9 protein-coding genes are annotated in these 13,000 nt (G+C 59.6%); 5 read left to right on the forward strand and 4 right to left on the reverse strand.

The window, feature by feature from the left end:
- Positions 1 to 9: 9 nt before the first annotated feature.
- The 3 genes from TU81_RS26705 to uvrD form a co-directional block, all read right to left on the reverse strand.
- Complete coding sequence (locus TU81_RS26705) at positions 10 to 417, reverse strand: SMI1/KNR4 family protein (protein ID WP_008007803.1); 408 nt, start codon at positions 415 to 417, stop codon at positions 10 to 12.
- 136 nt (positions 418 to 553) lie between these two features.
- On the reverse strand, positions 554 to 1,429 hold the full coding sequence (locus TU81_RS26710; RefSeq protein WP_038980530.1) for a Tim44 domain-containing protein: 876 nt from the start codon (positions 1,427 to 1,429) through the stop codon (positions 554 to 556).
- 293 nt (positions 1,430 to 1,722) lie between these two features.
- The gene (gene uvrD, locus TU81_RS26715; protein WP_048397433.1) at positions 1,723 to 3,906 is read right to left on the reverse strand and encodes a DNA helicase II; all 2,184 of its coding nucleotides are present in this window, start codon (positions 3,904 to 3,906) and stop codon (positions 1,723 to 1,725) included.
- Between the two features lie 258 nt (positions 3,907 to 4,164).
- On the opposite strand from uvrD, the gene TU81_RS26720 reads away from it, so the two are divergent.
- The 3 genes from TU81_RS26720 (at position 4,165) to TU81_RS26730 (ending at position 8,537) form a co-directional block, all read left to right on the forward strand.
- Positions 4,165 to 7,038, forward strand: a complete 2,874-nt coding sequence (locus tag TU81_RS26720) for an EAL domain-containing protein (RefSeq protein ID WP_038980533.1) — start codon at positions 4,165 to 4,167, stop codon at positions 7,036 to 7,038.
- A 169-nt stretch (positions 7,039 to 7,207) separates the two neighbouring features.
- Positions 7,208 to 8,074 (forward strand): transcriptional regulator HexR, encoded by an 867-nt coding sequence (gene hexR / locus TU81_RS26725; protein WP_038980535.1) that lies wholly within the window; start codon positions 7,208 to 7,210, stop codon positions 8,072 to 8,074.
- A gap of 250 nt (positions 8,075 to 8,324) precedes the next feature.
- Complete coding sequence (locus tag TU81_RS26730) at positions 8,325 to 8,537, forward strand: PA3496 family putative envelope integrity protein (protein ID WP_038980539.1); 213 nt, start codon at positions 8,325 to 8,327, stop codon at positions 8,535 to 8,537.
- Here the strand turns inward: TU81_RS26730 and TU81_RS26735 are convergent.
- Positions 8,479 to 9,441 (reverse strand): LysR family transcriptional regulator, encoded by a 963-nt coding sequence (locus tag TU81_RS26735; protein WP_038980542.1) that lies wholly within the window; start codon positions 9,439 to 9,441, stop codon positions 8,479 to 8,481. The genes TU81_RS26730 and TU81_RS26735 overlap by 59 nt on opposite strands.
- 190 nt (positions 9,442 to 9,631) lie before the next feature.
- On the opposite strand from TU81_RS26735, the gene TU81_RS26740 reads away from it, so the two are divergent.
- Together TU81_RS26740 and oadA are read left to right on the forward strand one after the other, a co-directional pair.
- Complete coding sequence (locus TU81_RS26740; protein WP_038980544.1) at positions 9,632 to 11,047, forward strand: acetyl-CoA carboxylase biotin carboxylase subunit; 1,416 nt, start codon at positions 9,632 to 9,634, stop codon at positions 11,045 to 11,047.
- Between the two features lie 11 nt (positions 11,048 to 11,058).
- Complete coding sequence (oadA, locus tag TU81_RS26745) at positions 11,059 to 12,867, forward strand: sodium-extruding oxaloacetate decarboxylase subunit alpha (RefSeq protein WP_030132494.1); 1,809 nt, start codon at positions 11,059 to 11,061, stop codon at positions 12,865 to 12,867.
- Positions 12,868 to 13,000: the final 133 nt, after the last annotated feature.

Consider the following 13,000-nt stretch of genomic DNA (forward strand, 5'->3'; position numbering starts at 1 on the left):
CAGGGCGGATCAGCTTTCCAGCCAGACGTCCCGCGCCCAGTGCCATACCGATTCCCAGGTTTCTTCGGCGATCAGCTCTTCTTCGGCCAGCCACAGCACCACGGTGCCGTCTTCTTCGACCAGGTAGTAATTGTCACCATCCTGGCAGATCGGAATCATGCTGCGATCGACGCCAGCGTCCCAGGCGTTGGCGGCAACGTCCGGCAGGTAGGTGTGGGACTGCGGATCGGTGACGGTCACCGGCTCCAGGCTGCCGTAGACCACATCGCTGACGGTCAGCAAAAATTCTCTGAAGACGAACGGGATGTCGATGAACAGTTGCTCTTCGATTTCCACAATCTGATCTTCGTCAGGCAATTCCAAGGGGACCGGTACCGGTTCGTTGGCTTCACGCAGTTGTTCGATGATTTCTTCCACGTCCGGGATCCTCTTGCTTGATGGCGCGGTTTAGTTGGGGCGGTTTATACAGTAGCTCGCTATAGATGCAACCGCGAAATAGAAAACCCCGGCCGAGGCCGGGGTTTTATTACAACAGGTGAAGCGCGGGAAGTGATCAGCCGTTCTGGCGGATACCGGCCACCAGCCAAGGCTGGTTTTCGCCCTGTGGACGTTCCATGTTCCAGCTTTCGCTGAACACTTCGCCCTGGTCGAAACGCGAGGACTTCGACACGCCGCTGAAGGTCAGGGTGGCGATGGTCTTGTCCGCACGGTCATCAACGCCGTCCAGTTGTACCTGGAGGTTATCGATGTAGGTCGACTGGAAGCCGTCGCCCAGGTCGGCACGTTCGCGCTTGAGGAACTCCAGCAGTTGTGGAGTCACGAACTCGGCGATCTTGTCCATTTCGTTGGCGTCCCAATGCTGCTGCAGGGACTGGAAGTGGTTGCGGGCCGCTTCAATGAAGTTGTTTTCATTGAACCAGGCTGGCGCGTTGATCACCGGACGAGCGGCAGCAGGTGCGGCCGAGCCGCCAAAGATCGAACCCATGGCTGTTGGTTTCTGTTCGAACACTTCACGCTGCATCGGCGCGCCGGCTGGAGCCATGTGCTCCTGCTGCTTGCGACGACGAGCGGCGATGAAACGGAAGACCAGGAAGGCGATGACCGCCATGATCAGGATGTCGAAGATCTGCATGCCCTGGAAGCCGTCGCCCATGAACATGGAAGCCAGCAGGCCACCGGCAGCGATACCGGCCAGAGGGCCGAGCCAGCGCGAAGCACCGCTGGCCTTGGTAGCGGCGCCAGCAGCACCGGCCGCACCCGCAGTGGCAGCAGCGCCGCCTGCAGCAGAAGAAGGAGCCATTTGGCTGGTCTGGTGAGTCGGCGCAGCGCCGGAGCTCTTGCCGCCACCAAAGCGCTTGGCGGCATTGGCGTCGAGGCTCATCGTCAGGCCAATGCACAACGCCATGGCGATGCTAAGAAAACGTTTCATAAAGGGAATTCCCATTTGTGGAAGGCACGCGCGCCATGTTGCACAGCTGAAGTGTTACTGGCTAGCGGCAGAGTGTTTCGGGCTTTTGCCTGACAGGTTGTGTTCAGCTTCAGTCAGCGCAATAAGGCCTGTTAACTTTGGTCTGTAGGAGGAGTGGATAAGTTCTGTAGGACTCAGGGCATCAACATGTGGGAGCGGGCTTGCTCGCGAAGAACGATGACGCGGTGCCTCTGATACACCGCGGTGCTGCCTTCGCGAGCAAGCCCGCTCCCACAAAAAGCTCTCGGTTGTCTTTATACCGCTTCCAGCTTGGCGTAACCCAGCATCAACCACTTGCTGCCTTCGCTGAAGTTCACCTGCACCCGCGCCTGAGCACCGGCGCCTTCGAAATTCAGGATCACACCATCGCCGAACACCGAGTGCCGCACAGTCTGGCCAAGGCTGAACCCGGTGTCCGGGATCTCGCTGCCGCCGAACAGGCTGCTGGAGCTCTGCTGCTGGCCACCGCCGAACGGACGGCTGACGCTGTTGGACAGCCGCACTTCCTGGATCAGGCCTTTCGGCACTTCACGTACGAAACGCGACACCTTGTTGTAGGTCTCGCTGCCGTACAGGCGTCGGGTTTCAGCATAAGTCAGTACCAGATTTTGCATCGCCCGGGTGATTCCGACGTAGGCCAGGCGGCGTTCCTCTTCAAGACGGCCGGGTTCTTCCAGGCTCATCTTGTGCGGAAACAGGCCTTCTTCCATGCCCACCAGGAACACGTAAGGGAATTCCAGGCCCTTGGCACTGTGCAGGGTCATCAACTGAATGCTGTCTTCGTGTTCGTCGGCCTGGGTGTCTCCGGCCTCCAGCGAGGCGTGACCGAGGAACGCTGACAGGGGCGACTGCTCTTCATCCTCTTCCGGGTTTTCGAAGTTGCGCGCGGCGCTGACCAGTTCCTCAAGGTTTTCTACCCGGGCCTGGCCTTTCTCGCCTTTTTCCGCCTGATGGTAGGCAATCAGCCCCGATTGCTCGATCACGGTTTGGGTCATCAAATGCAGCGGCATTTCCAGGCACTTGGCGGCGAGGTTCTCGATCAGCTCCATAAATGCCCCAAGAGCACCGGCCGCGCGACCGGTCAGGCCTTTGTTGGCCACCAGCTGACGCATGGCTTCCCACATTGACACATGGCTGTGGCGCGCATGATCGCGGATCGCTTCGACGGTTTTTTCGCCGATGCCACGGGCCGGAACGTTGATCACCCGCTCCAGGGCCGCATCGTTGCCACGGCCTTCCAGCAAACGCAGGTACGCCATGGCGTTCTTGATTTCTGCCCGTTCGAAGAAGCGCTGACCGCCATAAATGCGATACGGAATACGCTCACGCAGCAAGGCTTCTTCCAAAACGCGCGATTGGGCGTTGGAGCGGTACAAAATCGCGATATCGCTACGAGCCAAGCCGGTTTTCAGCGCGCTTTCAATGGTTTCAACCACGTAGCGTGCTTCATCGTGCTCGTTGAAGGCAGCGTACAGGTTGATCGCTTCGCCTTCGCCGCCATCGGTCCACAACTCTTTGCCCATGCGCCCGGTATTGTTGGCGATCAAGGCGTTGGCGGCTTTGAGAATTCCGGCCGTGGAGCGGTAGTTTTGCTCCAGACGAATAATCTGGGCATCCGGGAAGTCGTCGGAATACTGATAAATATTCTCGATTTTCGCGCCACGCCAGCCATAGATCGACTGATCGTCGTCGCCGACCACCATCAGGCTGTCGCCACCCTTGGCCAGCAGACGCAACCAGGCGTACTGCACGGCGTTGGTGTCCTGGAACTCGTCCACCAGAATGTGTCGGAAGCGCTTCTGATAATGGGCGAGCAGGCCCGGGTTATCGCGCCACAGATCGAGGGCGCGCAGCAGCAGTTCAGAGAAGTCGATGACGCCGGCGCGCAGGCAAGCAGCTTCATAGGCTTCATAAATGCTGCGCATGGTTGCCAGGAACAGATCGCCGCTGGCTTGAATATGTTGCGGACGCAGACCTTCGTCTTTCTGCCCGTTGATGAACCACTGGGCCTGTCGGACCGGCCAGCGTTGCTCGTCCAGGCCCAACTCGCGGATCACCCGCTTGACCAACCGTTGCTGGTCGTCACTGTCGAGAATCTGGAAGGTCTGGCTCAGGCCGGCTTCCTGCCAGTGCGCCCGCAGCAAGCGGTGCGCCAAGCCGTGGAAGGTGCCGACCCACATGCCGGCCGGGTTGATACCCATCAGCTGCTCGATGCGATGACGCATCTCGGCAGCGGCCTTGTTGGTGAAGGTCACCGACAGAATGGAGTGGGGCGAGGCGTTTTCGACCTGGATCAACCAGGCGATACGGTGCACCAGCACTCGGGTTTTACCGGAACCAGCACCGGCCAGGACCAACTGACGACCCACGGAGGCAGCTACGGCCTGACGTTGGGCATCGTTGAGGGAGTTCAGCAGAAGGGAGAGATCATCGCGCATCGGGGCATTCTAGGGTGCGCCGTCACACCGGGCAAACCGAGCTTTGCATTAGCCGATGAAAGAAGCACCGATGACGACCGGTCGGTCACCGGCTGCAAGCATTGGCGGAGCTCGTCTGGCTGCTTTTTTACCAAGGCGGGCGGCCCAAACTTTCGTCTATTTTATGACCTTGGGCTGTTTGGTCCGGGCATTTGCTTGTGTATGCTCCGTTCACAATTCGGGCTCGCATGCTCACTAATAAGAACAAGAACATTGCCTATGACCCTCAGCTCCGACCTGTCGGGCCCCTCTGTGGAGCCCCGGGTTATCCGCAAGCAGTACGCCATGGAAATGGCGGTCGAGCGCACGCGCCTGCTGTACCAGGGCTCGCTGTTGCCTACGCTGTTCATGCTGATCAACGGTCTGGTGTGCGCCGGGCTGCTCTGGAGCCCACAGCGTTACTTCGTGGTGAGCGTCTGGCTGATCTGGTTATTGTCACTGGTGGCGTTGCGGGTGATTCAGGTCGCGGCCTTCGATTCGGCGATCCCCAACCGTCAGGCCCATCCGATCTGGCGTCGCATGTTCATGCTCGGCTCTGCCATGACCGGCCTGACCCTGGCCGGTGCCGGCATCGCGTTGGTGCCCGCTGACAATTTCATGCAGCAAGCCTGGGTGTTCGGCCTGATCGGCGCCGCGGCGCTCTCGGCCAGCGTCGCTTATGCCGTCAGCCTGCCGGCTTTTCTGTCCTTTACCTTGCCCTGTCTGTTGCCGGCTATCGGCTACCTGTTTTGGGGCGGGGATGAGCAGGAACAGGGCTGGGGCTGGTTTGGCCTGATTTTGCTGGGTTCGTTAAGCGTGGTCGCCTGGCAGGTCAATCGGCTGATTAACCAAGGGCTGCTGCGACGCTTTCAAAATCAGGCCCTGATCGAGCATTTGCAGCAGGCGCAAAGTCGCAGCGATCAGCTCAACCACGAACTGGCCAAGGAAATCGACCAGCGCCGCCGCGCCGAAGACAAATTGCGCGAAACCCAGGTCGACCTCGAAAACCGGGTCGCACAACGCAGTCTGGAACTGGACGCCGCCAACCAGGCCTTGAGCAAGAGCGAAGCGCGACTGGCGCTGGCGTTGAAGGCGAGCGAACTCGGGCTGTGGGACTGGAACCTGCAGACAGACGAAGTCCATCACACCCAACTCCAGGAGCTGTTTGGCCTGGAGCCGGAATTCGTGACAGCGATGCTCCGCCACCTCAAGCCCAGGCTGCACCCCGACGACTTGCCATCGCTGAAGCGGGCGCTGGTCGAGCACTTGAAGGGCCGCAGCGAGGATTATCAGATCGAGTATCGGGTGCGGCACGGCGATGGCCATTGGGTCTGGATCGAGGACCGTGGTCGAGCGGTGGAGCGCGCCGAGAACGGCCGGGTGATTCGCATGGTCGGCACCCGCCGCGATATAAGCGCCAGCAAGGGCCTGGAGCAACAGCGACAACTGGCGGCGACGGTGTTTGAGGCTGCCAGCGAAGGCATTGTAATTCTGGACCCGAATTACGCGCTGATTGCCGTTAATCAGGCCTTCAGTCGGGTTACCGGCTATGACATTGATGACATGCTCGGACGCAACGTGGTCGAGTTGCCCTGCAGCCGCGATGCCCGCCGGCATTACACGGCTATTCGTCAGGCGCTGGAGCAGGACGGTAGCTGGCAGGGCGAGCTGGTCGAAGCCCGCAAGAATGGCGAGTTGTATCCGCAATGGCTGCAACTGAATGCCGTGCGCGATACGCGGGGAAATGTGAGTCATATTGTCGGCTTCTTCGCCGATCTGTCCGCTCGGCGTGAATCCGAAGAACGTATGCGCTACCTCGCTCATTACGATGAACTCACGGGGCTGGCCAACCGTTCGTTGTTCCGCGAACGGCTGCACGAGGCTCATCAACGTGGGCGCCAGGGCGGTCGTCGCAGTCTGGCGTTACTGCACATCAATCTGGACCGTTTCAAGCTGCTCAACGATAGCCTCGGCCACGAAATTGCCGATGAGTTGTTACAAAAAATGGCCCGACGGTTGGTCAATGCACTGCCGGAAGCGGACACTATCGCCCGGCTGTCCGGCGATGAATTTGCAGTGCTGTTCGATACCTACGGCAACCTGTCGAGCCTGGCGCGCGTAGCGACCCGATTGTCGGCCAAGCTGCGTTTGCCAGTCACCGTCGAGGGTCATGAATTGGTGATGAGTGCGTCCATGGGCATCAGCTTGTTGCCGGACACCGCGCGGGAGATTTCCGCGCTGGTCAGCCAGTCGAACATGGCCATGCAGCATGCCAAACACTTGGGCGGCAACAACTTCCAGTTCTATACAGACAGCCTGCAAGCCAGCACGCTCGAGCGTTTGCAGCTCGAGAACCAGCTACGCAAAGCCATCGAAGAAAAACAGCTGAAAGTGTTTTATCAACCCAAACTCTGCCTCGCCACCGGCCGGCTGAATGCCGCCGAGGCGTTGGTACGCTGGAATCACCCGACCCTGGGCCAGGTACCGCCGGGGGATTTCATCGGTCTGGCCGAGGAAACCGGGCTGATCGGCGCTATCGGCGAGTTCGTTTTGCGCCAAGCCTGCTGGCAAGCGTGTGAGTGGCAGCGTCAGGGGCTGGAGCCGATTCGGGTGTCGGTCAACCTGTCGGTGCATCAACTGCGTCAGGGAAAACTGGTTAGCCTGGTGCGCCAGGTGCTGGAGGAAACCGGTCTGGCGCCGCATTACCTGGAACTGGAACTCACCGAAAGCCAGTTGCTGGACAGTGTCGAGCACATCATTGCGACCTTCCAGCAGTTGCGCGACCTTGGGGTGAAACTGGCCATCGACGATTTTGGCACTGGCTATTCGTCGCTGAGCTATCTCAAGCGCATCCCTGTGGACTACGTGAAAATTGATCAGGCGTTTATCCGCGGTCTGGGGGAGAGCAGTGAGGATGCGGCGATCACCCGGGCGATCATCGCCATGGCCCACGGCCTGTCGTTGAAGGTGGTGGCTGAAGGGGTGGAGCGGCCGGAGCAGCTGGAGTTTCTGAAAACCGAGCGCTGCGATGAAGTGCAGGGCTATTGGGTCAGCCGTCCTGTTGAAGCCGCCGACCTGGCCGAGCTTTTACGTCGCGACGCCAACCCTTTGTAGCTGCAGGCTTCGCCAGCTGCTACAGCGACCGAGAGGGCTACATGGAGCGCATGTCGCATGAAATGGGGACATTGAGTTACGCATTGAGCAGGCAAAAAGCCGATTCATGTAGTATAACTACAAGCGTGCTACATCCCCGGCACCTGCCAATAACAAAGAGTCCGCCCCTTTGAATCTGCTGCAACACATCGCCCAGTCACGCCACCTGTTACGCAAGTCGGAGCTCAAGGTCGCCGACCACGTGCTGCTTGACCCTGCGGCGGTGATGCACAGCTCCATGGCCGACCTGGCCCACAACGTGGGCATCAGCGAACCGACCATCGTGCGGTTTTGCCGCGCCATCGGTTGCTCCGGGTTTCAGGATTTGAAGCTGAAACTGGCGCAGAGCCTGGCGGCTGGCGCGAGCTTCGGGCAATTCGCGATCCATGAAGACGATTCGGTCGCCGATTACAGCCTGAAAATCTTCGACACCACCCTGCACACCCTGATGGAAGTTCGCGAGAAACTCGATCCGGTGGAGTTGCAGAGGGCGGTGTCGCTGATGTCTCAGGCCCAGCGTGTCGAGTTCTATGGCTTCGGTGCCTCGGGCGCCGTGGCGGCGGATGCCCAGCACAAGTTTTTCCGTTTGCTGCTGACCGCAGCGGCGTATTCCGACCCGCACATGCAGGCGATGTCGGCGGTCACCCTGAAGCCGAGCGACGTGGCGATCTGCATTTCCCAGTCGGGGCGTTCCAAGGACCTGTTGATCACGGCCAACCTGGTGCGCGAGAGCGGCGCTTCGTTGATCACTTTGTGCCCGAGCCAGACACCGTTGGCCGAGCTGTCGACCGTCAATCTGGCGATCGATGTGCATGAAGACACCGAAATTTATACGCCGCTGACTTCGCGCATTGCGCACCTGGTGGTGATCGATGTGCTGGCGATGGGCGTGGCCATGGCCCGCGGTCCGAGCCTGGTCAATCACCTCAAGAGCGTCAAACGCAGCCTTCGCAGCTTGCGGCTGTCGCCCAAGTCAGTAAAAGCCCTCGACGATTGAGCCCGATCTGACATTGCCGGAAGGTCGTTCCGACCTTTTCGCGGGCAAGCCCGCTCCCACAAGGATCGGCTGTGTTGCATAGAGTGAGTGAACACCATCGATCCCTGTGGGAGCGGGCTTGCCCGCGAAGGCGTCCTCAAAAACACCCCAGTCATCTGCCAATGTTCACACGTCTGTAACCCTCCCGCCGCCAAACCGTCATCCCTCGCACCTATCGTGTAACTCCCGTACTCGCCTTGGGAGACTCGAAATGGCTCAGCCCTACGAAGAACGCAACAGCGCCGTCAAAACCCGCCGTCAGCAAGAAGATCAGCGCCGCATGGAATTTCGCCGCGCCATCGAAGATCGCTGCGAACGCCGCCAGTTACTGGCCGAAATTGGCGATTTTCCTGACGACCTCGAACTCAACTACTGGCAGGCAGCACCGGCAACTTCCCGTCGAAACGTTCAACCAGCGCGCTGATCTGCACCCGTTCGCTGCGGATAAACGCAAGGAATGCGTGGGCCACCGGCGATAGCCGTTTGGCCTTGGCCTGCACCAGGCACCAGCTACGGAACAGCGGCAACTCTTCGACCGGCAGCTCAATAAGGGCGCCGGTCGCCAACTCAAGGTTCAGGGCGTGGCGTGTCAACAGCGCCAGGCCCAGACCCGCCAATACGCATTCACGCTGAGCTTCCGCCGAGGCGACCTCCTGGGTCTGGGTGAAGTGCACGCGCTTCTCTTTGAAATACTCGTCGCATGCCAATCGCGTACCGGAACCGGGTTCGCGCAACAGCAGCGTGTAGGGTTCCAGATCCTGCAAGCGCAATGGTCCCATATGGCACAGCGGATGATCCGGCGGGGCTACAGCGACAATCGGATTGTTGAGGAACGGCAGGAATTCCAGCCCCATGTCTTGTGGGACCATCGACATGATCACCAAGTCATCACGGTTATCCGACAGGCGCCGGATGACCTGGCCACGGTTGACCACCGTCAGGTGCAGGTTCACCTCCGGGTGCTGGCGCTTGAAGGCGGCAAACAGGTGCGGCACGAAATACTTGGCGCTGGATTCCACCGCCAGTTTCAGCTGGCCCTGCAATGAACCTTGCATGTCAGACAGCTGCATATCGAGGTTTTCCAGGCGCCCGAAAATGTCACGGCTGGCGCGCTGCAGTGCTTCGGCCGCCTCGGTCATGTAGAGTTTTTTGCCGACATAATCGAACAAGGGTTGGCCGATCAGCTCTTCGAGTTGACGAATCTGTAGGCTCACGGCAGGTTGTGTGAGAGACATTTCGTCGGCCGCGCGGCTGTAGGACCTTAAGTCGCACACCTCATTGAAGATCTGCAATTGACGCAATGTCATACGCATCAATGACTTACGCATTTTCTAGAGACCCTGAGCGGAGGCTGATGCCTCAACTATAAGTCTTTGCTTATGTGTAACCCAATTATTATTCATTTTTGTTAATCCCTTGCGAAGGCTAGTGTGGAGCTGCGACTGAATTGAAACATTTGGTCACGCGCCGGCCTGGTTTGACAGGTCGTGGGTACCACCGGCTCAAGGGAACCTCCAAGTGATAAAAAAGATCCTGATCGCCAACCGTGGTGAGATTGCCGTACGAATCGTGCGTGCCTGCGCCGAAATGGGCATTCGCTCGGTCGCGATCTATTCCGATGCCGACCGCCATGCCTTGCATGTGAAGCGTGCGGACGAGGCCCACAGCATCGGTGCCGAGCCACTGGCCGGTTACCTGAATGCGCGCAAGCTGGTGAATCTGGCCGTGGAAACCGGTTGTGATGCGTTGCATCCCGGCTACGGTTTCCTCTCGGAAAACGCCGAGCTGGCAGACATCTGCGCTGAACGCGGCATCAAATTCATCGGTCCATCGGCTGAAGTCATTCGCCGCATGGGCGACAAGACCGAAGCACGCCGTAGCATGATCAAGGCGGGTGTGCCGGTCACGCCAGGCACCGAAGGCAACGTCGCGGACATTGCGGAAGCCTTGCTCGAAGGCGATCGCATCGGTTATCCGGTCATGCTCAAGGCAACCTCCGGTGGTGGTGGTCGTGGTATCCGGCGCTGCGACAGCCGTGAAGAACTCGAACAGGCCTTCCCGCGAGTCATTTCCGAAGCCACCAAGGCTTTCGGTTCGGCGGAAGTGTTCCTGGAAAAATGCATCGTCAATCCGAAACACATCGAAGCGCAGATCCTCGGTGACAGCTTTGGCAACGTGGTGCACCTGTTCGAGCGTGATTGCTCGATCCAGCGTCGCAACCAGAAGCTGATCGAGATCGCTCCGAGCCCGCAACTGACCCCGGAACAGCGTGCCTACATCGGCGATCTGTCGGTGCGTGCGGCCAAGGCCGTGGGTTACGAGAACGCCGGCACCGTGGAGTTCCTGCTCGCCGAGGGCGAGGTGTATTTCATGGAGATGAACACCCGGGTGCAGGTGGAGCACACCATCACCGAAGAAATCACCGGCATCGACATCGTTCGCGAGCAGATTCGCATCGCGTCCGGCCTGCCGCTTTCGGTGAAACAGGAAGACATCCAGCACCGCGGTTTTGCGCTGCAGTTCCGGATCAACGCCGAAGACCCGAAAAACAACTTCCTGCCGAGCTTCGGCAAGATCACCCGTTACTACGCGCCCGGCGGTCCCGGCGTGCGCACCGACACAGCGATCTACACCGGTTACACCATTCCGCCTTTCTACGACTCGATGTGCCTGAAACTGGTGGTCTGGGCGCTGACCTGGGAAGAGGCGATGGACCGTGGCTTGCGAGCTCTGGACGACATGCGTCTGCAAGGGGTCAAGACCACCGCCGCGTATTACCAGGAAATCCTGCGTAACCCGGAATTCCGTAGCGGCCAGTTCAATACCAGCTTCGTTGAAAGCCATCCTGAACTGACCAACTACTCGATCAAGCGCAAACCCGAAGAGCTGGCCCTGGCCATCGCCGCCGCCATCGCCGCCCACGCAGGCCTGTGAGGAATATAACAATGAGCAAGAAAATCCACGTTACCGACACAATCCTGCGCGACGCCCACCAATCGCTGCTCGCCACCCGCATGCGCACCGAAGACATGCTGCCGATCTGCGACAAGCTCGACAAAGTCGGCTACTGGTCGCTGGAATGCTGGGGCGGCGCGACCTTCGACGCCTGCGTCCGCTTCCTGAAAGAAGACCCGTGGGAGCGTCTGCGCCAACTGCGCGCGGCCTTGCCTAATACGCGTCTGCAAATGCTCCTGCGTGGCCAAAACCTGCTGGGCTACCGCCACTACAGCGACGACGTGGTCAAAGCCTTCGTTGCCAAGGCTGCGGTCAACGGCATCGACGTGTTCCGCATCTTCGACGCGATGAACGACGTGCGTAACCTGCGAGTCGCCATCGAAGCGGTGAAAGCGGCCGGCAAACACGCTCAGGGCACCATCGCCTACACCACCAGCCCAGTGCACACCATTGACGCATTCGTGGCGCAAGCCAGGCAAATGGAAGCCATGGGATGTGATTCCGTGGCGATCAAAGACATGGCCGGCCTGTTGACCCCGTACGCCACTGGCGAACTGGTCAAGGCATTGAAATCCGAGCAATCGCTGCCTGTGTTCATTCACTCGCACGACACCGCTGGCATGGCCACGATGTGCCAACTCAAGGCCATCGAAAACGGCGCCGATCACATTGACACCGCGATCTCCAGCTTCGCTTCCGGTACCAGCCATCCAGGCACCGAATCGATGGTCGCTGCTCTTAAAGGCAGCGAATACGACACCGGCCTGAACCTGGAACTGCTGCAGGAAATCGGCTTGTACTTCTACGCCGTGCGCAAGAAGTACCACCAGTTCGAAAGCGAGTTCACCGCCGTTGATACCCGCGTTCAAGTCAACCAGGTACCGGGCGGGATGATTTCCAACCTGGCCAACCAGTTGAAAGAGCAGGGCGCGCTGAACCGCATGAGCGAAGTGCTGGCGGAGATCCCGCGCGTTCGCGAAGACCTCGGCTTCCCGCCACTGGTGACCCCGACCTCGCAGATCGTTGGCACCCAGGCGTTCTTCAACGTGCTGGCTGGCGAGCGCTACAAGACCATCACCAACGAAGTGAAGCTCTACCTGCAAGGCGGCTACGGCAAAGCGCCGGGCACCGTGAACGAAAAACTGCGTCGTCAGGCGATCGGCAGCGAAGAAGTGATCGACGTGCGTCCAGCTGACCTGCTCAAGCCGGAAATGACCAAGTTGCGTGCCGAAATCGGTGCCGTGGCCAAGTCTGAAGAAGACGTGCTGACCTACGCCATGTTCCCGGACATCGGTCGCAAGTTCCTCGAAGAACGCGCAGCCGGCACCCTCACTCCAGAGGTGCTGTTGCCGATTCCGGAAGCGGGCGGCGTGGCATCGGCCGGCGGCGAAGGCGTGCCGACCGAGTTCGTCATCGACGTTCACGGTGAAACCTACCGCGTCGACATCACCGGTGTCGGCGTCAAGTCGGAAGGCAAGCGCCACTTCTATCTGTCCATCGACGGCATGCCGGAAGAAGTGGTGTTCGAACCACTCAACGAATTCGTCAGCGGCGGTAGCAGCAAGCGCAAGCAAGCCACTGCACCGGGCCACGTCAGCACCACCATGCCAGGCAACATTGTCGATGTGCTGGTCAAGGAAGGCGACACCGTGAAAGCCGGCCAGGCCGTGCTGATCACCGAAGCGATGAAGATGGAAACCGAAGTCCAATCGGCCATCGCCGGCAAAGTCACCGCCATCCACGTGGCCAAGGGCGACCGGGTGAATCCGGGCGAGATTCTGATCGAGATCGAAGGCTGAGTTAACGGCCTCGATATACCGTTTTAAACCTCGGGGGGGCATGTGCTCCCCTTTTTTTTCGCCCGGTGTTTGGGTGGATTGCAGATCAAGTGTGGGCTTGCTCGCGAATGCGGTGTGACATTCAACATCCATA

Source organism: Pseudomonas lini (assembly GCF_001042905.1).
Taxonomy (GTDB): Bacteria; Pseudomonadota; Gammaproteobacteria; order Pseudomonadales; family Pseudomonadaceae; genus Aquipseudomonas; species Aquipseudomonas lini.

Coding starts and splice junctions, on each gene's coding strand:
- oadA (WP_030132494.1), top strand. CDS start 11,059: ATGAGCAAGAAAATCCACGTTACCGACACAATCCTGCGCGACGCCCAC.
- TU81_RS26735 (WP_038980542.1), bottom strand. CDS start 9,441: ATGCGTAAGTCATTGATGCGTATGACATTGCGTCAATTGCAGATCTTC.
- TU81_RS26730 (WP_038980539.1), top strand. CDS start 8,325: ATGGCTCAGCCCTACGAAGAACGCAACAGCGCCGTCAAAACCCGCCGT.
- TU81_RS26710 (WP_038980530.1), bottom strand. CDS start 1,429: ATGAAACGTTTTCTTAGCATCGCCATGGCGTTGTGCATTGGCCTGACG.
- TU81_RS26720 (WP_038980533.1), top strand. CDS start 4,165: ATGACCCTCAGCTCCGACCTGTCGGGCCCCTCTGTGGAGCCCCGGGTT.
- uvrD (WP_048397433.1), bottom strand. CDS start 3,906: ATGCGCGATGATCTCTCCCTTCTGCTGAACTCCCTCAACGATGCCCAA.